The sequence below is a fragment of the Cellulomonas sp. NPDC058312 genome (genome assembly GCF_042880135.1).
In the GTDB taxonomy this organism is placed as follows: domain Bacteria; phylum Actinomycetota; class Actinomycetes; order Actinomycetales; family Cellulomonadaceae; genus Cellulomonas.
In genome coordinates this window covers 314670-339026 of the sequence record NZ_JBHVZE010000004.1, presented here as the reverse complement: position 1 = coordinate 339026, position 24357 = coordinate 314670, and the positions used below count along the sequence as shown (strand labels likewise).

Below are 24357 nucleotides of genomic sequence, written 5' to 3'. Positions count from 1 at the left end.
CCCCGCGAGGCGGGTCCGGTCTCTGCGACGTCACCGGTCAGGTCACGTCCGTGCTCGGTACGACCGTAGAGCGCGCGTGCCCGGTCCGCCGTGTGGCGCGCCCGGAATGCCCGATCCCGCGGGGTTCTCGCGCGGAGCCCACCACGCCGGGTCGGCGCAGGGAGAGCGGGTCAGCGCGGGGTGGGGACCGCGTCGGCGAGGGCGGAGGGAGCCGCGACGGCGGGCTCGGCCGGGGTGGGCTGCGGGTCGGTCGTCGCGCGCGCCGGTGCGGCGGCGACGGCGTTCGCCGCGCCGACGAGCAGGCCGCCGCCGACGAGGTTGCCCAGCCCGACGAACAGCACGTTCCGGGCGAACTCGACCACCGTCGCGTCCGGCATCCCGCTCATCAGGCCGAGCGAGAACGTCGTCATGTTCGCCACCACGTGGTCGAACCCGGAGGTGATGAAGACCATCACGCAGGCGAAGATGACGACGATCTTCGCGATCTCGGTCTGCAGCCGCCCGGCGCACCAGATGGCGAGGCACACCATGAGGTTGCACATCACGCCGCGGAAGAACAGCTCGGTGCCGGTCTCGGCGGCCTTGTGCTCGATCATCGAGGCGATCATCCGGCCGGCCGGGGTGTCGGGACCGAACGCCCCCGACAGCCGCAGGACCGCGGCCAGCAGGATCGCGCCGAGCAGGTTGCCCGCCAGGCACGCGAGGAGCGTCGCGCCGGCGCGGCCCCACGAGATCGCGCCGCGCATCGCGCCCTGGGTGAAGACCATCATCGCGGAGGTCGCGAGCTCGCCGCCGGCCACGACCACGATGGTCAGCGCGACGCCGAACACCAGGCCCTGGACCAGGGGGGTGAAGCCCGAGCCCGCGTCGGCGAGCGGTCCGCCGGCGGTCGCCATGATGACGACGCCGAGGCCGATGTACAGGCCGGCGAGCATGGTGTTCACCAGGTAGACGCCGGGTCGGCGGGCCAGGTCGGACTTGGTCCGCGCCGCGTGCGTCTGGTACTCGAGGGCCTCGCCGACGGTCAGCATGGGGTCCAGCCTGCCGTCGGCGTGCGCCCCGCACGTGGGACGAAAGACCGCGCCCCGGTCAGGCGCGGGTGAGGGCGACGACCGCCTCGTAGTGGCCCGTCTGCGGGAACATGTCGAGCACGCGCCCCTGGGTCGGGCGCAGCGACGGCATCGCCGCGAGGTCGCGCGCCAGGGACGCCGCGTTGCAGCTCGAGTAGACGACGTCGCGCACCCCCGACGCCTCGAGCCACCCGGCCAGCGCCGGACCGATGCCCCGGCGCGGCGGGTTCACGATCACCAGGTCCGGGGGGGCGGCCGCGGCCAGCGCGAACGCGGTCGCGTCGCCCGCCGCGAACCGCACCCCGGCCAGGCCGAGGTCGTCGCGGCTCTGCTCGGCGCTGGCGACCGCCTCGGTGCTGGTCTCGATCCCGACGACCTCCCGGCCCGGGCCCGCGACGTGCAGCGCGAACCCGCCCACGCCGCAGTACAGGTCCCACACCGTGCGGGGCGCGGAGGCGTCGACCAGCTCCCGGCCGATCCGGTAGAGCGCGGCGGCGACCGCGGTGTTCGTCTGGAAGAAGCTCTGCGGGCGCAGGTGCAGGTCGATGTCGTTGACCCGCATCCGCAGCGTCGCGCGCTCGGTGAGCACGACCTCCTGCTCGCCCTCCAGCACCGCCTTGTGCTCCGGGAGCAGGTTCGCCGACACGACCACCGCGCGCGGCAGCGCCCCCAGCAGCCACGGCAGGTGCTTGCGCAGCCGGGGCAGGGCCTCCGTGGACCGCAGCACGAACCGCACCATCAGCTCGCCGTCCGGCGACTCGGTGACCAGGACGTACTTCAGCTCGCCGCGGCGGGTCGGGACGTCGTAGGGGACCAGTCGGGCGAGCGACACGAACGCGGCGACGACCGGCAGCGCCGCCTGGAGCGTCGCCGGGTACAGGCCGCAGTCCCGCAGGTCGACGCCCGCGCCGCCGGGGTCGAGGATCCCGAGCGTCGGCGCGTCCACCGTGCCGCCGACGGCGAGCTTCGCCTTGTTGCGGAACCCGCTCTCGGCGCTCGCGACCGGTGCCCGCCAGTCCACCGGCCCCACGGGCGCGAGCAGCTCCGCGCACCGCTGCTGCTTGGCGGCGAGCTGGTCGGCGTACGGCTGCTCGATGAGGGTGCAGGACCCGCACCGGGCGGCGTCGAAGTGGTGGCACTGCACCGGTCGATCCTACGGCGCGGGCCGGTCGCGACCCCGGGGGCCGCCGGCGCGGGTGGTGCCGTCAGGTCCGCGGGGCGGGCACCAGCGCGACCGCGCCGGTCTCGGGGCGGACCTCGCCGCCGCTCGCCACGTGCGCGACGGCGGCGGCCACCGTCGAGGCGACGTCCGGGTGGAACACGCTGGGGATGATGTACGCCGGGTTCAGCTCGTCGTCGGTGACCACGGACGCCAGGGCGCGCGCCGCGGCGAGCAGCATGTCGTCGGTGATGACGTGCGACCGCGCGTCGAGCAGACCGCGGAACACGCCCGGGAACGCGAGCACGTTGTTGATCTGGTTCGCCACGTCGCTGCGGCCCGTGCCCACGACGGCCGCGTGCTGCGCCGCGACGACGGGGTCGACCTCCGGGCGCGGGTTCGCCAGGGCGAACACCACGGAGTCCGGGGCCATCGTCGCGAGGTCGTCGCCGGTGAGGATGTTCGGGGCGGACACCCCGATGAACACGTCGGCGCCGGCCAGGGCGCCGCGCAGCTCGCCGGTCACGCCGCGGGGGTTGGTCCGCTCGGCGATCCAGCGCAGCTCCGGGGAGGCCAGCGCCCGCCCCGGGTGCACGATCCCGTCGACGTCGGCGACCACCACGTCCCGCACCCCGGCCGAGAGCAGCAGCTTGAGCACCGCCGTCCCCGCCGCGCCCGCGCCGGACAGCACGACCCGCACGTCCTCGATCCGCTTGTGCACGACCTTCAGCGCGTTGGTCAGCGCGGCGGTGACGACGATCGCGGTCCCGTGCTGGTCGTCGTGGAACACGGGGATGTCGAGCCGCTCGCGCAGCCGGCGCTCGACCTCGAAGCACCGCGGCGCCGAGATGTCCTCGAGGTTGATCCCCGCGAACACCGGCGCGACCCGCACGACCGTCTCGACGATCTCGTCGACGTCCGTGGTGTCGAGCGCGAGCGGGAACGCGTCGATGCCCGCGAACCGCTTGAACAGCGCGGCCTTGCCCTCCATGACCGGCAGCGCGGCGAGCGGGCCGATGTTCCCCAGCCCGAGCACGGCGGTGCCGTCCGTGACCACGGCGATCGTGTTGCGCTTGATCGTCAGGCGGCGGGCGTCGTCGGGCCGCGCGGCGATCGCCTCGCAGACCCGCGCGACGCCCGGCGTGTAGGCCATCGACAGGTCGTCGCGGTTGCGCAGCGGCACCTTCGACTCGATCGACAGCTTGCCGCCGAGGTGCATGAGGAACGTCCGGTCGCTGACGCGCTCGACGTCCACCCCGGGCAGCTCACGCAGCGCGGCGGTGATCTGCGCGGCGTGCTCCTCGCCGCTGGTCGCGCACGTCACGTCGACCGTGAGGCGCTCGTGGCCCGACGCCGTGACGTCGAGCGCGGTGACGATGCCGCCGGTCTGCTCGATCGCCGAGGTCAGCTCCGACACGGCGGTCGGGCGGGCCTGGACGTGCAGGCGGGCGGTGATGGACGAGGACACGCTCGGCGTCGAGGGCATGGGGTCAGTGTGGCCCGGATCACGCTCCGACGCCCACGCCTGGTGGCTCCCGTCGGCTCGTCGCGAGGGCCGGGGCCGCCGCGGACACCTCGTAGGGTGGCGCGCGTGCTGCCCCTGCCCCCGCGACGCGCCCCCGCGGCGGACGACCCGCTCGCCCCGCTGCTCGACCTCCCCGGCGTGCGCGAGGCCGTCGACCGGGCGCGGACCGCGTGCGAGGAGCTGCGCTGGCACGAGGCGTTCCGCCGCCGGTGGCGGGAGGTGCGCGCGGAGGCCGACCTGCGGGCCGCCCGGGCCAGCGCCGCGGTCGACGGCGCCCGGGTCCCGCTGGACGCGCTGCGCGGGGTCGCGACGGGGGAGGCGCCCGGGACGGACGGTGCGGCGCGGGTGGCCGCGGGGTCGCTGCGGGCCACCGTGCTCGCGGCCGGCTGGCGTCCGGACCTCGGCGGCCGGGCGGAGCCGGTGGTGCCGCCGCTCGGCCAGGTGCTGGCGCGGCTGCACACCGCCGCCGGCGCGGGGTGGCTGCCCGACGCCGACCTGGGCCGGGTGCGCGGCGCGGGCGTCGACCCGCGGGACCTCGGTGGCCTCGGGTCGGCCCCGTCGGGCGCGGAGGTCGCGGACCGGCTGGCCCTGCTGACCCGCACCGTCGCGGCGACGCGGGTGCCGGCGCTGGTCGTCGCCGCGGTCGTGCACGGCGAGGTGCTGGCGCTGCGCCCGTTCGTCGCGGGGAACGGCCTCGTGGCGCGCGCGGTCGCCCGGATGCTGCTCAGCGGCCGCGGGCTCGACCCCACCGGGGCCGTGGTGCCCGAGGTCGCGTGGACGGCGACGCCGCACCCCTACGTCGCGGCTGCCGCGCGGTTCGCGACCGGGACGCCCGAGGGGGTCGCCGGCTGGGTGGCCGCGGCGTCCGGGGCGGTGGTCGCCGGGGCCGCCGAGGGGCGCGCCGTCGCGGACGCGGTCCTGGCCGGGCGGCTGGGCGGCGCCTGACCTCGGGTCCACCGGTCCGGGCACGACGACGGCGTCCTCGCGGACGCCGTGGCCGAACCGAACGGCACGAGGGGTATCAGGCGTGCAGGGTGTTCGTCGGGACGGGTCGAGCCCGTCCGACGCGTCCTATGCGTGGACGGATCGCGCGTGGGTTCCTTCGTGCCGTTCAGTTGTGCCGCCCATCACACCCCCGGTGCGGGCGCGCGCGGAAGAGCGCCGGGCGAACTCGCAGGTGGACGCCGCCCCCGTGACCGCGGTGCGAGACCGCTGTCCGACCCGTGGGACCGCCGTCGTGCGGCGACCGGCGGCGTCCGCGCGCCACGACGACCGCGCCGGCCGCCACGGCGACCGCCGCGAGCGCCACGACGGCGACCCGGCCCGCGGGCCGGGCGAGGACCCGGACCGCCAGGGGCCGGTGCAGCTCGACCGACGCCCAGCCCTCGCGCTCGGCCAGCCGGCGCAGCGCGCGGTCGGGGTGCACCACGACGCCGTAGCCGACGGCGGCGAGCATCGGCGCGTCCGTCGCGGAGTCCGTGTAGGCGGTCGACCGCGCCAGGTCGTAGCCCCGGCGCTCGGCGAGCGCGCGCATGGCCGCCGCCTTGGCCTCGCCGTAGGCGTAGAACGCGATCGCGCCGGTGTACCGGCCGTCCGCGACCTCCATGCGGCTGGCGATCACCTCGTCCGCACCCACCAGCGCGGCGATCGGCCGGACCAGCTCCTCGCTGGACGCCGACACCACCACGACGTCGTGCCCGGCCGCGTGGTGCTCCGCGACCAGCTCGAGCGCCCGGGGCGACAGCACGCCGTCGACCGCCTCGTGCAGGTGCGCGGCGACCACGGCGGACACCCGGGCGACCTCCCACCCCGCCACGGCCGCGGACAGCCGGGCACGGACCCGCTCCGTCCGGCCCTCGGTGGCGCTGCCCAGCACGAAGGCGACCTGCGACGCCGCCGACCGCAGGACCGCGCGCCGGGTCAGCAGGCCGCCGCGCAGGAACGGCCGGGCGAACGCCGTGGCCGCCGAGGTCGACAGCAGGGTCTTGTCCAGGTCGAAGAACGCGGCGGCGCGGCCGCGCCCGCCGCGTGCGTCGTGGGGCTCCGCCGTCGGGGCGCTGCTGCTGCTCATGGGCCCGATCCTCCTCGATCGACGATATCGAGCCCCGCCGAGCCCTCCACAGGCAGGGAGGCCGCGCGTGGTCCCCAGGACGGGCGCGGGTCGGTGGCGCCGGGGCGCGGAGGGCGGGAGCGTCGGGGCCCACGGGTGCGGCGACGAGGAGGACGGCGATGACGGAGCGGGGTCGCAGGGTGGGTGGCGCGGGGTCGGGCAGGACGAGGTCGGGCGGGGCGGGGTCGGGCGGGGCGGGGCTGGTCGGCGTCGTGGGGGCGCGCGGCGGGGCGGGGGCGACGGTCGTGGCGGCACTGCTCGCCGCGCGGCTGGCCCGCCGCGGTCCCACCGTGCTGGTCGACACCGGGCCGGGGCCGTCGCTGGACACGGCGCTCGGTATCGAGGACCAGCCCGGGCTGCGCTGGCCCGACCTCACCGGGGCGATCGGCGCGGTCGACCCCGACCAGCTCGCCGGCACGCTGCTGCGCTGGGACCGGTGCGCCGTGCTGCCGACCGACGACGCCCGCCCCGGCCCGCCGCCCGCCGCCGTGCTCCCGGACGTGCTCGACGCGCTCGCGGACGCGCACCGGTCCGTCGTGCTCGACCTCGACCGCTCCGCGGTGCTGGCGGCGCGGGCCGGACCTCCGGGCGTCGAGGACGCGCTGCACCGTGCGTGCGACTCGGTGCTGGTGGTCACGCCGCGGGACGTCCCCGGGACGGCGGGCGCGCGGCTGCTGCGCGATGTGCTCGTCGACGACGGGCGCCGGGTCGCCCTGGTCGTGCGGGGTCCCGCGCCGGGCGGGCTCGGGGGCACCGAGATCGGTGAGTCCGTCGGCCTGCCGGTGCTCGCGACGCTGCCCCGCGCGAGGAGCGTCGCCGCCGCCGTGGACCGGGGCGCCGGGCCGGTGGCGCCCGCCGGGCTGCTGCGGGCGGTCGAGCGGCTCGCGGCTCGGCTGGTCGACCTGCCCCGGGAGCGCCGCGCATGACCGTCGGCAGCGGGCCGCCCGACGCGGACCTCGTCGCGGACGTCCGCCGGCGCCTCGCCGACGAGGGCGGACCCGTCACCGTGGAACGGGTCGCCGCCGCGCTGCGGGCCACCGGCCGTGTCCTCGGCCGGACCGCGCTCGCGGAGCTCGAGGCCTCCGTGCACGCCGAGATCCGGGGCGCCGGGCCGCTCCAGCCGCTGCTCGACGACCCCGACGTGACGGACGTGCTGGTGAACGGACCGCGCGACGTCTGGGTCGAGCACGCCGGTCGCCTCGTGCGCACCGACGTCGACCTCGGCGACGCCGGGCGCGTGCGCGACCTCGCGGTGCGGCTCGCGACCGCGGGCGGGCAGCGGCTCGACGACGCGCGCCCCGCCGTGGACGCCCGGCTGCCCGACGGCACGCGGCTGCACGCCGTCCTGCCGCCGGTCGCCGACGGCTGCACCCTGCTGTCGCTGCGCGTCGTGCGGCACCGGCCGTTCGCGCTCGCCGACCTCGTGCGGTCCGGGACGGTCGCCCCCGGCGTCGACGAGCTGCTGCGCGGTCTCGTCCGCGGTCGCGCGAACCTCCTCGTCTCCGGCGCGACCGGCACCGGCAAGACGACGCTGCTGTCGACCCTGCTCTCCCTGGCCGACCCGGGGGAGCGGATCGTCTGCGTCGAGGAGGCCGGGGAGCTCGCCCCGCAGCACCCCCACGTCGTGCGGCTGCTCGCCCGGCGTGCGAACGTCGAGGGCGCCGGTGCCGTCGAGCTGGCCGATCTGGTCCGCGAGGCCCTGCGGATGCGGCCCGACCGCGTCGTCCTCGGGGAGTGCCGCGGGGCCGAGGTCCGGGAGGTGCTGAGCGCCCTGAACACCGGGCACGACGGCGGGTGCACGACGGTGCACGCCAACGCGGTGGCCGACGTGCCGGCGCGGCTCACGGCCCTGGGGGCGCTCGCGGGCCTGTCGCGTGACGCCGTCGCCGCGCAGGCCGCCAGCGCGTTCCACGCGGTGCTGCACCTGCGGCGCGACGGCGGCCGTCGGCGGGTCGCCGAGGTCGGGGTGGTCGACCGGCTCGACGGCGCGGGCGGGCTGCACGTCCGGACCGGGCTCGTCGTCGCGGCGGACGGCCGGGTCGGTGCCGGACCGGGCTGGCCCGCGCTCGCCCGCCGCGCGGGACTCACCGGCGACCGCGCGCCCACGGGCCCCGGGTGATCCGCGCCGCCCCCGGTCTGGGTGGGTCCGTGCTGGTCGGGGTGCCCGTCGCCGCCGCGGTGCTCCTCGCCGGCGGGACCGGTGCCGCCCGCACCCGGGTGCGGGCGGGTCCGGTGCGGGGCCCGCGCGGCGCGGCACCCCGAGGCCGTCGCGTCCCGCGGCGCGACCCGGGCGCGGTGCTCGCCCCGGCGGTCGCGACGGCGGCGGCCGAGCTCCGGGCCGGGCGGTCGCCCGCCGGGGCCTGGCAGGTCGCGCTCGGGATCCCGGTGCCACCCGACGGGGTACCGCTGCTCGACGACGCGGTCGCCGCGCTGGTGGGCCCGCCCCGGGCCGGCGGCGCGAGGAGTGCCCGGTGGGCGGGGGTGCCCGACGGCGGCGCGGCCCTGGAGCGGCAGGTCGCCGGCGTGCTCGCCGCCACCCGGCTGGCGGTCGTGCTCGGCGCCCCGCTGGCCCAGGTCCTCGACGCGGCCGCCCGCACCCTCGCCCAGGACGCGGAGGTCGAGGCGGGGATCCGCGCGGCGCTCGCGGGCCCCCGGCAGACGACGCGCCTGCTCACCGGTCTGCCGCTCGTCGGGGTCGCTCTCGGGTCGGTGCTCGGGGCCGACGTCCTGGGCGTGCTGCTCGACGGAGGTGCGGGCACGGCCGCCGGCCTGCTCGGGCTCGTGCTCGTCGTCGCGGGGCGGAGGTGGGTGGCGGTGATGACCGCTGCTGCCCGGCGTGCAGGGGACGCGGCGCGGGCCGGGCACGCGCAGCGCGGGAGCGGGTGACGTGCGCGCTGTGCTGCTCGTCCTGGCCGTGCTCGTTGCGTCCGTCCACCTGCACCCCCGGGCGCGGCGGCTCCCGGGCCCGGGGGCGCTCTCCGGGCGGGGCAGGGCCTCGGGCGGGGATGCGGTGCGCGGCGGGGACCGGGGGACCGGTCGGGGCGCCCGGCCGGGTGCCCGACGCGGGCCCGTGGCCGGTCCGGCGGACCCGCGTCGACGCCCCGGACCCGCCCCGGACTCCGTGACGATCCTCGACCTGCTCGTGGTCGCGGTGGAGGCGGGCGCGTCGGTGCCCGACGCCGTGGGCGCGGTCGGCGACGTCCTCGTCGACCCCGTCGGCGCGGACCTGCGCGCGGCGGCCGGTGCCCTGCGCCTCGGCGCCCCGTGGGCCGCCGCGTGGGCCCGGGCACCCGGGATCGGCGAGGCGCTGGCACCGCTGGAGTCCGCGTGGAGCACCGGCGCGGGTGCGGCCCCGGCTCTCCGCGCCGCCGCTGCCGGTCTGCGTCGTGAGCGTGAGCGCGCCGCGCGCGAGGCGGCGGCCCGGCTCGGGGTGCGGATCGTGCTGCCCCTCGGGCTGTGCTTCCTGCCGGCCTTCGTGCTGATCGGTCTGGTCCCGGTCCTGGTGTCGCTCGCCGGGACGCTGCTGCGGTGAGCAGCAGATCCGTGCGGCTCGTCGCGGCCCGTGGGACAGGCGGCGTGCGGGCGCCGAACCCTCCACAGGCCGGTCGCCCGCGCGTCGTCCCCAGGATCGCGCGTTCGGGACCAGGAGCGCCGAGCCGACGGCAGCACAGTCGGAGTGCGGGCGGCGACGGGCTGCCCGGCGGACTCGAGGAGGACACGATGGCTGACGGCACGGGTGACCGGGTGGACGGACGGGGAGCGCGAACGGCGCGCGCGGTTCGGGTCGTGCGTCGGCGCCGTCGGGGAGCGACGGACCGGGGACGAGCTCCCGGTCGGTCGTCGGGGGTGGTCCGGTTCGCGAGGCACGTCCGGCGCGGACGCCTCGGACGCGCGGTCGCGGCCCGGGCGCGCGCGGTCCGCCGGGGGGTGCCGGGCGTGCCGGCCGACGCGGGGATGGCCACCGCCGAGTACGCGATCGTGATGATCGCGGCGGTGGGGTTCGCCGGCCTGCTCGTCGTCATCCTCACGAGCCCGGAGATCCGCGAGGCCCTCACGTCGCTGGTGCGCGGTGCGCTGTCGGTGTGAGGCGGGCGAGCCACGTGCCCCCGGGCCGTCCCGGGTGCGCCGCCGTCCCGACGGTGACGAGGGCTCGGTGACCGCGGAGATGGCGGTCGTCCTGCCGGTCGTCGCGCTGCTGGTCGGTGTGGTCGTCGCCCTCGCGTCGATCGCCGCGACCCAGCTGCGGTGCGCTGACGCCGCCCGGTCGGGTGCGCGGGCCGCGGCGCTCGGTGAGGACGACGCTGCCGTGGCCCGGGTCGCACGACGCATCGCCGGCGACGGCGCGCAGGCCGCGGTCGGACGCGGCGACGGGTGGGTCGTCGTGACCGTGGAGGTGGCGGTCGGGCCGACGGTGCCGCTGCTCGGCGGCGTCGTGGTGCACGGGACCGCGACCGCACGGGAGGAGCCGTGACGGCTGGCGGGCGGGCCGACCGGGCGACCCCCCGTACCGACCGTGGGAGCCCGCTCGACCGGGCGACTCGTTCCGACCGGGCGACCAGCCCCGACCGCCGCGACCGTGGCTCGGCGTCGGTGCTCGTGCTCGGGCTCCTGGCGGTCGTGGCCGTGCTCGCCGGGGCGCTGGGGGCGCTCGCGGGCGCGCAGGCCGCCCGGTGGCGGGCCCAGACGGCGGCGGACCTCGGTGCGATCGCGGGCGCACAGGCGGCGCGGCGGGCCGTCGAGGACGCGTGCGCCGTCGCCGGACTCGTCGTCGGGCGGAACGGTGCCGACCTCGCCACCTGCGGCGTCCGGGCGGGCGGGGTGGTCGAGGTGCGGGCGACGGTGCCGTTCGGCCCGGGGGAGGCCTCGGCCACCGCGCGGGCGGGCCCGCAGGCGGCCCGGGTGAGGACGGCGGCGGACCCGTGAGGTCCTGCGGCTGGACCCTGCCACCGTGTCAGGGTGTGGGGTCATGGACATGACCCGTTCCGAGGCGAGGCTGTTCACGATCGGGGAGTTCTCCCGGCTGACGCGGATCAGCGTGCGGATGCTCCGGCACTACGACGACCACGGGCTGCTGCCCCCGGCCGCCGTCGACCCGTTCACCGGGTACCGCTCGTACTCCCCGGAGCAGCTGCGGACCGCGGCGCGCGTCTGCGCGTTGCGGGACGCGGGCTTCGCGGTCGCGCAGATCGCGCGGCTGCTGCCGGAGGACCGCGCCGCGGTCGTGCGGCAGGCGCTCGACGACCAGCGCGCCCGCCTGGAGGCGGACGCGGACGACGTCCGTCGGCGCATCGAGCGGGTCGACCACCTCATCACCGCGCTGGAGGAGTCCGTCATGTCCGTCGACGTCCGTCGCACCACCCTGCCCGGCATCCCCGTCGCCGCCCTGCGCGGCACGATCCCCACCTACGCCGACGAGGGGCTGCTCTGGCAGCGGCTCGGCGCGGCGCTCGGGGCGGCGCGAGCCGTCCCCGTCCCCGGAGGCTGCGCGGGGGCGACCTTCCACGACGACGGCTTCCGGGAGCGCGACGTCGACGTCGAGGTGTGGCTGGAGGTCGCCGGCCCGTTCGGCGGCGCGGACGACCTGCGGTTCGTCGAGCTGCCCGACCGGGACGTCGTCACGGCGACGTTCACCGGCCCGTACGACCAGGTCGGTGCGGTGACCGTCGCCCTCGGCGACTGGATCGCGGCGCACGACCTGGAGATGGACGGGCCGATGTTCGACGTCTACCGGGTCGGCCCGGCGCAGGAGCAGGACCCGTCCCGCTGGGTGACCGACGTGTGCCAGCCGGTGCGCGACCGCTGACCGGTCCGGTGCCGGGGCCGGGTCAGTCCGCGGGGGCGTGCGACAGGACGACGTCGAGCAGGCGCACGGCGGCGGCCTTCTCCAGCGGGTTGTTGCCGTTCCCGCACTTGGGGGACTGCACGCACGCCGGGCACCCGGTCCGGCACGGGCAGGTCGCGATGGCCTCGCGGGTCGCCCGCAGCCAGGTCGCGCCGAGGGCGTAGCCGCGCTCCGCGAAGCCCGCGCCGCCGGGGTACGCGTCGTGCACGAAGACCGTCGCCTGCTCGGTGTCGACGTGGAGCGCGGTCGACACCCCGCCGAGGTCCCAGCGGTCGCACGTCGCGAGCAGCGGCAGCAGTCCGATGGACGCGTGCTCGGCGGCGTGCAGGGCGCCGGGCGTGGTCTCCAGGGTCACGCCGGCGCGCTCGAGCACGTCGGCCGGGGCGGTCCACCAGACCGCGGTGGTCGGCAGGGTCCGGGCGGGCAGGTCCAGCAGCTCCGAGCCGAGCACCTCCATGTCGGGGATGCGCTTGCGCTGGTAGCTCAGCACCTGCGTGGTGACGTCGACCGCCCCGAACCCCCAGGTCACCGGGCCCCACCGCCGCTCGTGGGTGGTCGAGCGGATCTCGGTGGACGTCACCCACCGGGCCCAGGTCCCGTAGTCGACGTCGCGGCGGTCCACCAGTGCGACGCCGTCGGCCAGGTGCAGCTCGGACACCACGTACGTCGCGCCCTGGTGGACGTAGACCGCGCCGGCGTGGACGGTCGAGTCGGCCGCGGCGGAGTCCACGGTCCCGAGGAGCCGGCCCGTGGACGCCTCGACGACGCGCACGGGGTCACCACCGGTCCCGCGGAGGTCGGTGAGCCGCGCGGCCTGCTCCGCGTGCGTCCAGTACCAGCCGGACGGGCGCCGGCGCAGCGCCCCCCGGGCCACGAGGACGTCCAGCAGCTCACGCGTCCCCGGGCCGAACAGGTCGAGCTCCTCGGTGCGGATCGGGGTCTCCGCGGCGGCGGCGCACAGGTGCGGCGCGAGCACGTACGGGTTGGCGGGGTCGAACACGGTCGCCTCCACCGGGGCGTCGAGCGCCGCCTCGGGGTGGTGCACGAGGAACGTGTCGAGCGGGTCCTCGCGGGCCACCAGGACGACGAGCCCGTCGGCGCCCGCGCGGCCCGCACGCCCGGCCTGCTGCCACAGGGAGACGCGGGTCCCGGGCCAGCCGGCGATGACCACGGCGTCCAGCCCGGAGATGTCGACGCCGAGCTCGAGCGCGTTCGTCGTGGCCAGGGCCCGCAACCGCCCGGTGCGGATCGCCTGCTCCAGGGCGCGGCGCTCCTCCGGGAGGTAGCCGCCGCGGTAGGCGGCGACGGCGGCGGCCAGCTCGGGGTCGACCTCGCGCAGGTGCTCCCGGGTGACGGTCGCGACCGACTCGGCGGCCCGCCGCGACCGGGTGAACGCGAGCGTCCGGGCGCCCGCGGCGGTGAGGTCCGCCAGCAGGTCCGCGACCTCGGCGGTGGCGGATCGGCGGGGCCGGTCGGGGTCGTCGGCGACCAGGTCCTCGCCGGTGCCGAGCGGTCCCGACCCCTCGCGGGCGGGCCCGACCGACCCGGCGTCGGGGCCGGGGGCCGGTGCCGCGGTCGCCGCGTCCGGCCCACCGGGCGCGACCGGGTCCGACGCCCCGCCCGCCCGGTCGACGTCCACCGGCGGCTCGTCGAGCGGCAGCGCCCACGGATCGTCCTCGGGGAGCAGCCCGCTCCACGGGCCCTCGGCGGCCGGGACCTCCGGCGGCTGCCAGAGCGCGATCGTCTTGCGGCCGGCGGGGGAGGCGTCGTCGGCGACGGAGACGACGTCCTGCGGCAGCACGCCGATGAGCCGCGCGGCGCTCGCGGCGGGCTCGGCGGTGGTCGCGGACGCCAGCAGGAACACCGGGTCGGCGCCGTAGATCCCCGCGACGCGGCGCAGCCGGCGCAGCACCGCGGCGACGTGGGCGCCGAACACCCCGCGGAACGCGTGGCACTCGTCGAGCACCACGTACCGCAGGGAACCGAGCAGCCGGGCGTACCGGCGGTGTTGGGGCAGCAGGGCGAAGTGCAGGAAGTCCGGGTTGGTCAGCACCACGTCGGCGTGCTCCTGCACCCACCGGCGCTCCTCCTGCGCGGTGTCGCCGTCGCAGGTCGACACGCGCACGTCCCGCACCCGGGCGGCCCGCAGGACGCCGTCGAGGGCGTGCAGCTGGTCGGCGGCGAGCGCCTTGGTCGGGCAGAGGTACAGCACGGAGCCGCGGCGGGCGACGGTCTCGATCCGGCCCGGGTCGAGGGTGCGGGCGGCGGCCTGCGCGCGGACGGCCGACAGCGAGGGCAGCCAGAACGCCAGCGACTTGCCTGACCCCGTGGAGGTCGACAGCACGGTGTGCCGGCCGGACCAGGCTGCCTCGGCCGCCTCGGCCTGGTGGCGCCACGGCCGGTCGACGCCCAGCGACCGGTACCCGGCGACCAGGTCCGCGTCCGCCCACGTGGGCCAGTCCACGGCGGTCCCGGCGCGGGCGGGCAGGTGCCGGACGTGCGTGAGCCGGTCCGCGCGCCGCCCGCCGGCGAGCAGCACGTCGAGCAGCTCACCGGTCGCGACCACGGCACCATCCTCGCCCCTGCCGACGCGGTCCGCGGACGACGCCGAGCGGGGGACCGTGGACGGCGCCGCGGGGCAGGATGGGGCCGTGGCTGCGCACACCGACCTGAACTGCGACCTCGGCGAGGGCTACGGCCCCTGGACGCTCGGCGAGCCCGGCACGGACGACGCGCTGCTCGACGTGGTGACCAGCGCGAACGTCGCGTGCGGGTTCCACGCGGGCGACCCGGCGATCATGGCGGCGCGCTGCGCGACCGCCGTCGCGCGTGGCGTCGCGGTCGGTGCGCACGTCGGGTACCGGGACCTGGTCGGGTTCGGGCGGCGCGCGCTGGACGTGCCCGCCGACGTGCTGACGGCGGAGGTCGCGTACCAGGTGGGGGCGCTGCAGGCGGTGGCGCGGGGCGTCGGCGCCCGGGTCGGGTACGTCAAGCCGCACGGGGCGCTCTACCACCGGGTGGTCGGCGACGACGAGCAGGCGCGCGCGGTGGTGGCCGGGATCGTCGGGACCGACCCGGGTCTGGCCGTCGTGGGGATGCCGGGGTCCGCGGTGCTGCGGCACGCGTCGGCCGCGGGCCTGCGGACGGTGCCCGAGGCGTTCGTGGACCGGGGGTACCGGGCGGACGGGACGCTCGCGCCGCGGGGCACCGCCGGGGCGCTGGTCACGGACCCCGAGGAGGCCGCGGCCCGAGCCGTCCGGCTGGTGCTCGAGGGCGTCGTGCGTTCGGTCGACGGGACGGAGGTGCCGGTCGCGGCGGACTCGCTGTGCGTGCACTCCGACACACCCGGGGCGGTGCCGGTGGCCCGGGCGGTGCGCGCGGCCCTGGAGCGGGCGGGCGTGGTGCTGCGGCCCGCGGCGCCGTGACCCACCGCGCCGTGCCCGACCGCGCCGTGCCCGTCCGCGCGGTGCCGTACGGCCCGGACGGGGTGCTCGTCGACCTGCCGGACCTGGACGCGGTGCGTGCGCTCGACGAGGTGCTCCGGGCCGACCCGCCGCCGGGTGCCGTCGACGTCGTGCCCGCCGCGCGCACGCTCCTGGTCCGGTTCGCGGACCGGTCGTGGGTGGCGCGCGGGCTGGTCGCGCTGACGGCGACCGCCGGTGCGCTCGCGGCGACCGGTGCGCTCGCGGCGACCGGCGGGCGACCGGCGCACCCCGCGCCCGCGGCCCCGCCCGTCGAGCTCCCCGTCCGCTACGACGGCCCGGACCTCGCCGAGGTCGCCGCGCTGACCGGCCTCACGGAGGCGGAGGTCGTCCGGCGGCACGCGGCGGCGACGTACACGGTGGCGTTCGGCGGGTTCGTGCCCGGGTTCGCCTACCTCAGCGGGCTCGACCCCGCGCTGCACGTCCCCCGCAGGTCCTCGCCGCGCGAGCGCGTCCCGGCGGGGTCGGTGGCGGTCGCGGGGGAGCTCGCGGCGGTCTACCCGTCGGCGACGCCGGGCGGGTGGCGGCTGCTCGGCACCTGCGACGTGCCGCTGTTCGACGTCGACCGCGACCCGCCGGCGCTGCTCACGCCCGGCACGCGGGTGCGGTTCGTCCCCGCGGGGTCGCCGACGGCACCCGTCGCCGCGCGAGCCCTCGTTCGCACGCCGACGCCGCCGACCGGTGCCGTCGTCGAGGTCCGCGACCCCGGCGTGCTCGCCCTCGTCCAGGACCGGGGCCGCCCGGGCCTGGCCGCGGTCGGCGTGGGGCGGTCCGGCGCCGCGGACGCCCGTGCGGCGCGTCAGGCGAACCGGCTCGTCGGGAACTCCGGGGACGCGGCCGTCCTCGAGGTGCTGCTCGGGGGCGTCGAGCTGGTGTTCCCGGCGGGTGGGGTGCTGGCGCTGACCGGGGCCGAGGTCCCGGCCCGGCTCGACGGGCGCCCGGTCGCCCCGCGGACCGCGACCCGCGTCCCGCCCGGGGCGGTGCTGCGGACCGGGCACGCGGTGCACGGGCTGCGCGTGTACGTCGCGGTGCGCGGTGGCCTGGAGGTGCCGGCGGTGCTGGGGTCGCGGTCGTCGGACCAGCTGTCCGGGATCGGCCCGCCGCCGGTGCGCGCCGGCGACGTGCTCCCGCTCGGCGCGCGGGTGGAGGCGGCCGCGCAGCCGTGGCCCGACCCGCCGTCGCCCCGGTCGGACCCGGCGGAGCTGGCGGTGCTCCCGGGCCCGCGGCCGGACTGGTTCGCGCCGGGCGGGCTCGCCGCCCTGGGCCGGCGGGTGTACACCGTCACCCCCGCGAGCAACCGGGTGGCCCTGCGGCTCGACGGCCCGCCGGTCGAACGGGTGAATCGTGGCGAGCTGCCGTCGGAGCCCCTGGTGCCCGGCGCGGTGCAGGTGCCGCCCGACGGCCGACCGGTCGTGTTCGGCGCGGACCACCCGGTGACCGGCGGTTACCCGGTGCTGGCGGTGCTGACCGACGCGGCCCGGGACGTCGCCGGTCAGCTGCGTCCGGGCGACGCGGTGCGGCTGGTCCCCCGGGGATGACCGCGGTCCCGGGGCCCGGTCGGACACGCGCCCGGAGCAGAACGCCGTCGCACGCCCCACGGTCTGTTTGAATGCTCCCAGCGGGAGGGGAGCCCAGGTGGACGTGAGCGTGGCCAGCAGGACCGTGGACGGTCGGACCGTCGTCGACGTGTCGGGCGAGATCGACGTGTACACCGCGCCTGCCCTGCGCGAGAAGCTCACGTCGCTGGTCGACCAGGGTCACGTGGACCTGGTCGTGAACCTGACGGACGTGCGGTTCATGGACTCCACCGGCCTCGGTCTGCTGGTCGGCGTGCTCAAGCGCGTCCGCGGCGCCGACGGCCGGCTGCAGCTGGTGATCGACTCCGAGCGGCTGCTCAAGGTCTTCCGGATCACGGCGCTGACCCAGGTGTTCACCATCCGCGAGACCGTCGACGAGGCGCTCGCGGACCAGCCCGCCGACTGATCCGCGACCGCCGGGGGTCAGGGGACCAGGCTCGTCAGCGAGCCGTCGGCGCCCACGGCGACGAGCGTGCCGTCGACCTCGTGCACCTGGACCGTCGGGTCGAGCGCGAGCTCCCAGGCGACGGATCCGGTGCGGAGGTCGACCGCCCGGAGGCCCGCGAGGTCGTCGACGACCAGGCGCTCGCCGTCCACCCCGACGATGTTCCCGGCCGGCGTGCGCCAGAGCTCCGTGCCGGTCGGGGCGTCGACGGCGACGAGCTCCTCCTGGCCCACGAGCACCACGGTGCGGCCCGCCACGGCCTGCACGGCGGTGGTGCCCGGCACGGACCAGACGACCTCGCCCGACGCGGGGTCGACCGCGCGCACGCGCCGATCGGCGGAGTCGGCCGGATCCGGCCACACGAGCAGGGGCACGTCGAGGTCGGGCGCGGGCGCCCACACCCGGGGCGTGGCCGCGTACCCGGCGGGGAGCGTCAGGTCCCGCCCGTCGGGGCCCACGGCGTGCAGGTTGCCGTCGGCCGCGTACCCGGTCACCCAGCCGTCGGGGCGCACCCCACCCGGTCGGTTCAGCGACCCGCCGACCTGGCGCCCGCTCCTCGCGTCGACGACGAACGAGTACTGCGGCGCCTCGACGAGCACATACGCACCCGCGCGTCGCCACTGGACCACCCCGTCGCCGGCGGCACCCGGCAGCGTGAACCCGCCCCGCACGGCGCCCGTGACGAGGTCGCGCACCTCGACGAGCACGTCGGTGCCGGTGACGGCGTGCACGACGACGGCGTCGGCGGCGAGGGCGATGCCCGACCCGCCCGGTCCGGCCTCCCGGACCACGTCCCCGGTCCCCGGGTCGCGCAGCTGGACCACGCGGGCACCGTCGCCGCCCCCCTGGCAGACGAGGAGCCCGTCGTGGACGCCGGCGCACGCGTCGACCGCGTCGCCGGGCGGTCCGTCCAGGGTCCAGCGGACGGTCCCGTCGTCCGCGCCGAGGCCGACGAGGTCCTCGTCCTCCGGGATGCCCGCGGCGACCAGCCACGTCCCGCCTGCGGCGAGGGCGCGGAACGCCGGGTAGGAGTGCGGGGAGGCCGTCACGTCCCCGAGGAGGGGCAGCGCGCCCGGGTACCCCGACGCGGCGGGCCAGATGCTGCTCGGCGGCACGGTCCAGGCGGCGCGGGGGGCGGACGGGTAGGACCGCAGGACGCCGGTGGTCCCGGTGACGTCCGGCGCCGTCGGGGGCGCGCTCGTCACCGGGCTGCTCGGCGTGGGATCGGGCGTGGGGTCCGGAGCGGGGGTGGGGGTGGGGGTCGACCGCGTGGGCGACGTGGTCGGGGTGCCCGCCGGTCGGGGCTCGGGCCGGTCGGCCAGCGCGGACCCGGTGAGGACCAGGCTGGTCACCGCCGCGATGCCCGCGACGGTGGTCAGGGCCCCGCGCCGTCGGCGTGCGCGGCTCGACTGCCGCGTGATCGACGACACGGACAGCCCGTCGCCGCGGCGCTGCCGGTCGATCTGCTCGTCGGCGGCGCTCCGGGCGAGGTCGCCGAAGCTGGTGTGCAGGTCGCGCTCGTTCATCGCCGGTCCTCCGTCGTCGCTCGCACCTCGACCATCTCGTGGGCGGCGGACGCGTCGCCCATCAACGCCCCGAGGCGTCTCGTCCCGTCCGACAGGTACCGCTTGACCGCGCCCTCGGAGAGCTGCAGCCGCGCCGCGATGCCCGCGACCGTGAGGTCCTCGTAGAACCGCAGCACCACGCACGCCCGCTCCCGGGGGCTCAGGTGCCGCAGCGCCGACGCCAGGTCGGCGGCCACGTCGGTGGCGGCCTCGCGCGCCGGCTCGGACTCGGGGGTCGCGAGCAGGTGCACGCGCCGCTGCCACAGCCGTCGTCGCCGGTACTGGTCCAGGTACGTGGACAGCACGGCCCGGCGCACGTACGCCTCGAGCGACTCGATGTCCGCACCTGCCCGCCACCGGGACCAGGCCTTCGCCAGCGCGTCCTGGACCAGGTCCTGGGCGCTGTCGTGGTCACCCGTCAGCAGCCGGGCGTACCCGACGAGGGCCGGCCCCCGTTCGGCGACGAACGTCGCCACCTGCTCCTGCCACGCCACGTGGTCCCCCTCGTCGTCCGCCCGCGTCCGCGGGTGGTCCCGGTGATCCTGTCGTGAGGTGGGACGAGCACCTCGGGCGGAACGTTGGGGGCCGGCGGCGGTTCACCCGGTCGGCGCACCCGGGCCCGACCGTGCCGGCGGGCCCGGGTGCCCGGTCACCCGACGACGAGCGTGGCGCGGCCGGCGGGCACGGACGCCCACAGCACGTCCTGGGGTCCCGCCACCGGCATGACCTCGACGGCGATGACGACCTCGTAGGTGCCGGCGCCCAGCGGGACGTCCGAGGTGTACACGGGCTCACCCGGGACGCAGGCGACCGGCTCGTACACGGGCTGCGTGACGTCCAGCGGGAGGCCGCCGGCGAGCTCGTAGAGCGCCCCGCCCTCGTAGTACAGGGGGGTGTTGCCGACGATCCGGCCCTCGCTCAGGGCCAGGAGGTGCACGGCGCCGGTCATGAGCGTCATCCGCCCTCCGCCCTCGTAGGTGAGGCTCGCCGTGACCGAGGCGAGGTCGGCCGGGGTCAGCGTCGCCCCCACGAGGTCGGAGGACAGGTGCACCGGGTTCGCGGGGTCAGCCACCGGAGCGAGGTCGCCGCAGGTCAGCGGCGGTGACGCGACCGGTGCGCGCGGGGGCTCGCCGGCGAAGGGCAGGGGTGCCATCGCGTCCGCGGTCCCGGTGACCGTGATCGTCGTCGGCGTGCCGACGGCGGTCGCCGGGGTGCCCAGCTCGGCGACCAGGTCCTCGGCGTCGCGCCGGACGCCGTCGGGGCCGGTCAGCGCCTCCCAGGACGACCCCAGGGCGACCACGTCGGACCACGGCAGGATCTCGTAGTCCCCGGCCGGCAGCGGGGCGCCCGCGCTCACGCCCGGCTGGGTCTCGGGGCCGCACACGGCCAGGGGGAGCCAGTCGACGCCGATCGGGACGTCCGACCCACCGTCCTCGTCGACGACCCAGGTGTCGCGCCCGACCGACGTGCTGCCGACGACCACGCCGTCCCGCAGCACGGAGACGCGCGCCCCGCCGGGGTGGACGGCGCCGTACCTGCCGTACGCGCCGACGCCGACCTCCGAGGTCACGGCGACCGCGCCGCCCGCGACGGCGGAGGTCACGTACGGGACGGCGGTGGCGGAGAACGCCGGGTCGACGGGGGCCGCCGGTGCGGAGGTGGCGAGGGACCCGCACGCGCCGAACGGCAGCGTCGGGTCGCCGGTGGGGAGGACGACGGCGGGCGTCTCCGGCGTGGCACTCGGTGTGGGGCTCGGTGTGGGCGTCGGCGTCGGCGCCGGGGTGGTCGAGGGCACCGGGGTCGGCGCCGCGGGCTGCGGGGGGGCCTCCTGCGCGAGCGCGAGACCCCCGAGCACGACGCCGGTGAGGACGACCATGCCGCCCACGGTCCCGGCGGCGGCCCGGACGGCGCGGCGGCGTCGGACGCGACGGACGGTCGGGGGCAGCAGCGTGCCGGCGCCCGCGGTGGCACGGGCGCGGTGCGCGCCGGCCGCGTCGGCGGCGAGGTCGCGCAGGGCGGTCTCCAGGTCCTGGTTCATCGTGCGCCGCCCTTCGCGGTCGGGAGGTCCTCGGCGGTGAGCCCGGGCTGCTCGCCGAGCAGCGGGGCCAGGGTGCGGTTCGCGTCGTGGAGGTAGCGGCCGACGGCGCCGTCGGAGAGCTCCAGCCGGACGGCGATGTCGTGCACGGGCAGGTCCTCGTAGAACCGCAGGACCACGCACGCGCGCTGCCGCGGGCTGAGGTGGGTGAGTGCCCGGAGCACCGCGTCGCGGTCGTCCGCACCGCGGTCCGCGTCGCCGGAGAGCTCGGGCGCGGCGACCAGGTGCGCGACGTCGTGCCACCGCCGCGACCGGCGTCGGCCGTCGACGAACGCGTGCAGCATGCAGCGGCGCACGTACGCCTCGAGCCACGCGACGTCGGCACCGGCGCGTCGGCGCGTCCAGGTGCGGACGAGCCCCTCCTGCACGAGGTCCTCGGCGGCAGCGAGGTCGCCGGTCAGGAGGTAGGCGTACCCCACGAGCGCGTCACCCCGCTCCCGCACGAAGTCCTCGAGCTGTCGTTCCCAGGCCACGGCCGTCCCCCCTGTCGTCCTCTGCACCACCTTGTCGCCCGCTCAGACGTCCCGCGGCACCGGAACCTTGGGGGTGTCACCCGAACGGCGCAACGAGGACCGAGGACGTTCTTCGCTTTCCCGGACAACCCGGACGCGTCTGGCTACAGTGGCCCCCTCACGCGGCAACGGAGCGGCGTGTACCCACCGGCCGCGGCCTGTGCAGGGCCCGCGGCTGCGTCCGAGGAGGATGCATGGTCGAGCTCGGGTCCGGCAGTCTCGTGGTCGTCGCCGTCATCGCCGCCCTGGCGGTCGCAGCCCTGGTCGTCGCGGTGGTGCTCCGCCGTCAGGTGCTCGCGGCCGACGAGGGGTCGGCTTCGATGCAGGCGATCGCCGCCGCCATCCAGGAGGGCGCGTCGGCGTACCTCGCCCGTCAGCTGCGGACGCTGGTGCTGTTCGCGGTCGTCGTGTTCGCGCTGCTGTTCCTGCTGCCCGGTGACGCGGGGGTCAAGATCGGCAGGTCGGTGTTCTTCCTGATCGGGGCGGGCTTCTCGGCGTCGATCGGCTACCTCGGGATGTGGTTGGCGACGCGCGCGAACGTGCGGGTCGCGGCGGCGGCGTCGCTGCCGGGCGGTCGGGCCGAGGGGGCGCGGATCGCCCTGCGGACCGGGGGCGTCGTCGGGATGTCCGTCGTCGGGCTGGGGCTCCTGGGCGCGGCGGTCGTCGTGCTGCTGTACCGGGGCGAGGCGCCGGCGGTGCTGGAGGGCTTCGGGTTCGGCGCGGCGCTGCTGGCGATGTTCATGCGGGTCGGTGGCGGCATCTTCACCAAGGCGGCCGACGTCGGCGCCGACCTGGTGGGCAAGGTCGAGCAGGGCATCCCCGAGGACGACCCGCGCAACGCCGCGACGATCGCGGACAACGTGGGGGACAACGTCGGCGACTGCGCGGGCATGGCCGCGGACCTGTTCGAGTCGTACGCGGTGACCCTGGTGGCGGCGCTGATCCTCGGGCGGGCGGCGTTCGGCGAGCAGGGGCTGGTGTTCCCGCTGGTCGTCACGGCGATCGGGGCGCTCGTCGCGGGGCTCGGGGTGCTGGTGACCCGGGTGCGCGGCGACGAGAGCGGGCTGACCGCGATCAACCGCGGGTTCGCGATCGCGGCGGTCGCGGGCGCGGTGCTGGCGGCGGTGGCGGCGTTCGCGTACCTGCCGTCGTCGTTCACCGAGCTGGCGGGCACCGCCGGGCTGGGCGCCGACGACGGCGACCCGCGGGTGGTCGCCGCGGGCGCGGTGGCGATCGGTGTCGTGCTGGCCGGCCTGATCCTGTGGGTCACCGGGTACTTCACCGGGACGACGTCCAAGCCGACGATCCACGTCGCGCGGACCTCCCAGACCGGCGCGGCGACGGTCGTGCTGTCCGGCATCGGCGTCGGGTTCGAGTCGGCCGTCTACACCGCGGGCATCATCGCGGCGGCGATCTGCGGGGTGTTCCTGCTGTCCGGCGGGTCGATCGCGCTGTCGCTGTTCGGGGTGGCGCTCGCGGGCTGCGGGCTGCTGACGACGGTCGGGGTGATCGTCGCGATGGACACGTTCGGACCGGTGAGCGACAACGCGCAGGGCATCGCCGAGATGTCCGGCGACGTCACCGAGGAGGGCGCGCAGATCCTCACCGACCTGGACGCCGTCGGGAACACGACGAAGGCCGTCACCAAGGGCATCGCGATCGCCACCGCGGTGCTCGCGGCCACGGCGCTGTTCGGCTCCTACGCGGACGCCGTCGCGGGGGCGGTGTCCCGGCTGTCGCTGACCGAGGTGCCCGGCGACATCGTCCTGGCGATGACGGACTACCAGGTGATCAGCCCGGTGACGCTCGTCGGGGTGATCCTCGGCGGGGCGACCGTGTTCCTGTTCTCCGGCCTGGCGATCGACGCGGTGACCCGCGCGGCGGGGGCGATCGTGTTCGAGGTGCGCCGCCAGTTCCGCGAGCACCCCGGGATCATGACCGGCGCGGAGCGGCCCGAGTACGGCAAGGTCGTCGACATCTGCACCCGGGACTCGCTGCGCGAGCTCGCGACGCCCGGGCTGCTCGCGGCGTCGGCGCCGGTGGCGGTCGGGTTCGGGCTCGGCATCGGGCCGCTCGCGGGGTTCCTGGCCGGGGCGATCGGGTCGGGCGTGCTGATGGCGGTGTTCCTCGCGAACTCCGGCGGCGCGTGGGACAACGCGAAGAAGCTCGTCGAGGACGGCCGCTACGGGGGCAAGGGCTCGCCCGCGCACGCCGCGGTGGTCATCGGCGACACGGTCGGCGACCCGTTCAAGGACACCGCGGGTCCGGCGATCAACCCGCTGATCAAGGTGATGAACCTGGTCGCGCTGCTGATCGCCCCGGCCGTGGTCACGGTGAGCATCGGCGACGACGCGAACCAGGTGCTCCGGCTGACCATCGCGGTGCTGGCGGCGCTGATCGCGTTCGGCGCGGTCGTGATGTCCCGGCTGCGGGCGGCGCGCGTCGACGAGGAGGCCCGGCTGGAGCGGGAGGTCAGCCTGCCGGCGTGACGTCTGGTCGACGTCCGGGCGTGCGTCCGGCAGGGTGGGTGGCATGAGCCGACCGCGCCGCTCCACCCCGCCCGTCGCCCGCCGCGCCCTCGTCGGGGTCGCGCTCGTCGGGCTGCTCGTCCCGCTGGCCGCCTGCTCCGGCGGGGGCGACGCCCAGGCGTTCTGCGAGGGCGGCGAGGACGCCATCACCCAGATCGACGCCGCGGGGTCCCTCGGCAACGACCCCGAGGCGTTCGCGGCGGCGATCGGCGAGGCGCGGGACAAGTTCGAGGCCGTCGAGGCGCCTGACGAGATCGCCGACGACTGGCAGGTGTTCACGGACATGTTCGGGCAGCTCGACGACGCCCTGTCCGACATCGACGTCACCGACCAGGAGGCCTTCACCGCGGCGATCGCGGAGTTCTCCCAGAGCGCCGACTCCGAGGACCTCACGACCGCCGGGGACGACCTCAGCACCTACATCACCGAGAACTGCGACGCCTGATC

General features: G+C 77.4%; 23 protein-coding genes. 14 read left to right on the top strand and 9 right to left on the bottom strand.

Going from position 1 to position 24357, the window contains the following annotated elements:
* Nucleotides 1–170: 170 nt before the first annotated feature.
* From ACFVXN_RS14125 to ACFVXN_RS14115, 3 genes are all read right to left on the bottom strand, one after another.
* A complete protein-coding gene (locus tag ACFVXN_RS14125; protein ID WP_389233513.1) occupies nt 171–1031 on the bottom strand; it encodes a formate/nitrite transporter family protein in 861 nt (286 codons plus the stop codon).
* A 58-nt stretch (nt 1032–1089) separates the two neighbouring features.
* A complete protein-coding gene (gene rlmC / locus ACFVXN_RS14120) occupies nt 1090–2214 on the bottom strand; it encodes a 23S rRNA (uracil(747)-C(5))-methyltransferase RlmC (RefSeq protein WP_389233510.1) in 1125 nt (374 codons plus the stop codon).
* Nucleotides 2215–2275: 61 nt separating this feature from the next.
* Complete coding sequence (locus ACFVXN_RS14115) at nt 2276–3715, bottom strand: NAD-dependent malic enzyme (RefSeq protein ID WP_389233507.1); 1440 nt, start codon at nt 3713–3715, stop codon at nt 2276–2278.
* A gap of 105 nt (nt 3716–3820) precedes the next feature.
* On the opposite strand from ACFVXN_RS14115, the gene ACFVXN_RS14110 reads away from it, so the two are divergent.
* Entirely contained in the window at nt 3821–4699 is an 879-nt protein-coding gene (locus ACFVXN_RS14110) for a Fic family protein (RefSeq protein WP_389233504.1), read from the top strand.
* A 166-nt stretch (nt 4700–4865) separates the two neighbouring features.
* Here the strand turns inward: ACFVXN_RS14110 and ACFVXN_RS14105 are convergent, their stop codons facing one another.
* Nucleotides 4866–5825, bottom strand: coding sequence for an HAD family hydrolase (locus tag ACFVXN_RS14105; RefSeq protein ID WP_389233501.1), 960 nt, complete (start codon nt 5823–5825; stop codon nt 4866–4868).
* Nucleotides 5826–6109: 284 nt separating this feature from the next.
* Between ACFVXN_RS14105 and ACFVXN_RS14100 the strand changes: the two genes are divergently transcribed.
* The 8 genes from ACFVXN_RS14100 to ACFVXN_RS14065 all read left to right on the top strand — a co-directional run bounded on the left by ACFVXN_RS14100 (nt 6110) and on the right by ACFVXN_RS14065 (nt 11667).
* Nucleotides 6110–6790 (top strand): pilus assembly protein FlpE, encoded by a 681-nt coding sequence (locus ACFVXN_RS14100; protein ID WP_389233498.1) that lies wholly within the window; start codon nt 6110–6112, stop codon nt 6788–6790.
* A complete protein-coding gene (locus ACFVXN_RS14095) occupies nt 6787–7983 on the top strand; it encodes a TadA family conjugal transfer-associated ATPase (protein ID WP_389233496.1) in 1197 nt (398 codons plus the stop codon). Before ACFVXN_RS14100 ends, ACFVXN_RS14095 begins: the two co-directional genes overlap by 4 nt.
* Nucleotides 7980–8750 (top strand): type II secretion system F family protein, encoded by a 771-nt coding sequence (locus ACFVXN_RS14090; RefSeq protein WP_389233494.1) that lies wholly within the window; start codon nt 7980–7982, stop codon nt 8748–8750. Before ACFVXN_RS14095 ends, ACFVXN_RS14090 begins: the two co-directional genes overlap by 4 nt.
* A gap of 184 nt (nt 8751–8934) precedes the next feature.
* The gene (locus ACFVXN_RS14085; RefSeq protein ID WP_389233492.1) at nt 8935–9396 is read left to right on the top strand and encodes a type II secretion system F family protein; all 462 of its coding nucleotides are present in this window, start codon (nt 8935–8937) and stop codon (nt 9394–9396) included.
* 404 nt (nt 9397–9800) lie between these two features.
* Complete coding sequence (locus ACFVXN_RS14080; RefSeq protein WP_389233490.1) at nt 9801–9950, top strand: DUF4244 domain-containing protein; 150 nt, start codon at nt 9801–9803, stop codon at nt 9948–9950.
* A 67-nt stretch (nt 9951–10017) separates the two neighbouring features.
* Nucleotides 10018–10335, top strand: coding sequence for a TadE family type IV pilus minor pilin (locus ACFVXN_RS14075; protein ID WP_389233487.1), 318 nt, complete (start codon nt 10018–10020; stop codon nt 10333–10335).
* Nucleotides 10236–10787: an Rv3654c family TadE-like protein gene (locus ACFVXN_RS14070; protein ID WP_389233484.1), complete on the top strand. Its 552-nt coding sequence runs from the start codon at nt 10236–10238 to the stop codon at nt 10785–10787. The genes ACFVXN_RS14075 and ACFVXN_RS14070 overlap by 100 nt, the downstream gene beginning before the upstream one ends.
* A 43-nt stretch (nt 10788–10830) precedes the next feature.
* Nucleotides 10831–11667: a MerR family transcriptional regulator gene (locus ACFVXN_RS14065; protein ID WP_389233481.1), complete on the top strand. Its 837-nt coding sequence runs from the start codon at nt 10831–10833 to the stop codon at nt 11665–11667.
* Between the two features lie 22 nt (nt 11668–11689).
* On the opposite strand, the gene ACFVXN_RS14060 is transcribed toward ACFVXN_RS14065, so the two are convergent.
* Nucleotides 11690–14272: a DEAD/DEAH box helicase gene (locus ACFVXN_RS14060; RefSeq protein WP_389233478.1), complete on the bottom strand. Its 2583-nt coding sequence runs from the start codon at nt 14270–14272 to the stop codon at nt 11690–11692.
* A gap of 85 nt (nt 14273–14357) precedes the next feature.
* On the opposite strand from ACFVXN_RS14060, the gene ACFVXN_RS14055 reads away from it, so the two are divergent.
* From ACFVXN_RS14055 to ACFVXN_RS14045, 3 genes are all read left to right on the top strand, one after another.
* Nucleotides 14358–15131, top strand: a complete 774-nt coding sequence (locus ACFVXN_RS14055) for a LamB/YcsF family protein (protein WP_389233475.1) — start codon at nt 14358–14360, stop codon at nt 15129–15131.
* 11 nt (nt 15132–15142) lie between these two features.
* Nucleotides 15143–16726 carry a 5-oxoprolinase/urea amidolyase family protein gene (locus ACFVXN_RS14050; protein ID WP_389233472.1) on the top strand — a complete coding sequence of 528 codons (1584 nt, stop codon included), beginning with the start codon at nt 15143–15145 and terminating at the stop codon, nt 16724–16726.
* Nucleotides 16727–16823: 97 nt separating this feature from the next.
* Nucleotides 16824–17171 (top strand): anti-sigma factor antagonist, encoded by a 348-nt coding sequence (locus ACFVXN_RS14045; RefSeq protein WP_389233469.1) that lies wholly within the window; start codon nt 16824–16826, stop codon nt 17169–17171.
* Between the two features lie 17 nt (nt 17172–17188).
* Here ACFVXN_RS14045 and ACFVXN_RS14040 read toward each other — a convergent pair whose 3' ends face one another.
* The 4 genes from ACFVXN_RS14040 to ACFVXN_RS14025 all read right to left on the bottom strand — a co-directional run bounded on the left by ACFVXN_RS14040 (nt 17189) and on the right by ACFVXN_RS14025 (nt 21343).
* On the bottom strand, nt 17189–18736 hold the full coding sequence (locus tag ACFVXN_RS14040) for a PQQ-binding-like beta-propeller repeat protein (RefSeq protein ID WP_389233466.1): 1548 nt from the start codon (nt 18734–18736) through the stop codon (nt 17189–17191).
* Complete coding sequence (locus ACFVXN_RS14035; RefSeq protein WP_389233463.1) at nt 18733–19269, bottom strand: sigma-70 family RNA polymerase sigma factor; 537 nt, start codon at nt 19267–19269, stop codon at nt 18733–18735. The genes ACFVXN_RS14040 and ACFVXN_RS14035 overlap by 4 nt, the downstream gene beginning before the upstream one ends.
* 155 nt (nt 19270–19424) lie before the next feature.
* Nucleotides 19425–20813, bottom strand: a complete 1389-nt coding sequence (locus ACFVXN_RS14030; protein ID WP_389233459.1) for a hypothetical protein — start codon at nt 20811–20813, stop codon at nt 19425–19427.
* The gene (locus tag ACFVXN_RS14025) at nt 20810–21343 is read right to left on the bottom strand and encodes a sigma-70 family RNA polymerase sigma factor (protein WP_389233455.1); all 534 of its coding nucleotides are present in this window, start codon (nt 21341–21343) and stop codon (nt 20810–20812) included. Before ACFVXN_RS14025 ends, ACFVXN_RS14030 begins: the two co-directional genes overlap by 4 nt.
* Before the next feature lie 233 nt (nt 21344–21576).
* Here ACFVXN_RS14025 and ACFVXN_RS14020 point away from each other — a divergent pair, with 233 nt between their 5' ends.
* Nucleotides 21577–23871, top strand: a complete 2295-nt coding sequence (locus ACFVXN_RS14020; protein ID WP_389233452.1) for a sodium-translocating pyrophosphatase — start codon at nt 21577–21579, stop codon at nt 23869–23871.
* A gap of 43 nt (nt 23872–23914) precedes the next feature.
* Complete coding sequence (locus ACFVXN_RS14015; RefSeq protein WP_389233449.1) at nt 23915–24355, top strand: hypothetical protein; 441 nt, start codon at nt 23915–23917, stop codon at nt 24353–24355.
* Nucleotides 24356–24357 lie beyond the last annotated feature (2 nt).

What these genes read in the sequence shown, in the direction of transcription:
- ACFVXN_RS14020 (WP_389233452.1), top strand. Translation starts at nt 21,577, where the DNA reads ATGGTCGAGCTCGGGTCCGGCAGTCTCGTGGTCGTCGCCGTCATCGCC.
- ACFVXN_RS14105 (WP_389233501.1), bottom strand. Translation starts at nt 5,825, where the DNA reads ATGAGCAGCAGCAGCGCCCCGACGGCGGAGCCCCACGACGCACGCGGC.
- ACFVXN_RS14030 (WP_389233459.1), bottom strand. Translation starts at nt 20,813, where the DNA reads ATGAACCAGGACCTGGAGACCGCCCTGCGCGACCTCGCCGCCGACGCG.
- ACFVXN_RS14125 (WP_389233513.1), bottom strand. Translation starts at nt 1,031, where the DNA reads ATGCTGACCGTCGGCGAGGCCCTCGAGTACCAGACGCACGCGGCGCGG.
- ACFVXN_RS14015 (WP_389233449.1), top strand. Translation starts at nt 23,915, where the DNA reads ATGAGCCGACCGCGCCGCTCCACCCCGCCCGTCGCCCGCCGCGCCCTC.
- ACFVXN_RS14115 (WP_389233507.1), bottom strand. Translation starts at nt 3,715, where the DNA reads ATGCCCTCGACGCCGAGCGTGTCCTCGTCCATCACCGCCCGCCTGCAC.
- ACFVXN_RS14040 (WP_389233466.1), bottom strand. Translation starts at nt 18,736, where the DNA reads ATGAACGAGCGCGACCTGCACACCAGCTTCGGCGACCTCGCCCGGAGC.
- ACFVXN_RS14095 (WP_389233496.1), top strand. Translation starts at nt 6,787, where the DNA reads ATGACCGTCGGCAGCGGGCCGCCCGACGCGGACCTCGTCGCGGACGTC.
- ACFVXN_RS14065 (WP_389233481.1), top strand. Translation starts at nt 10,831, where the DNA reads ATGGACATGACCCGTTCCGAGGCGAGGCTGTTCACGATCGGGGAGTTC.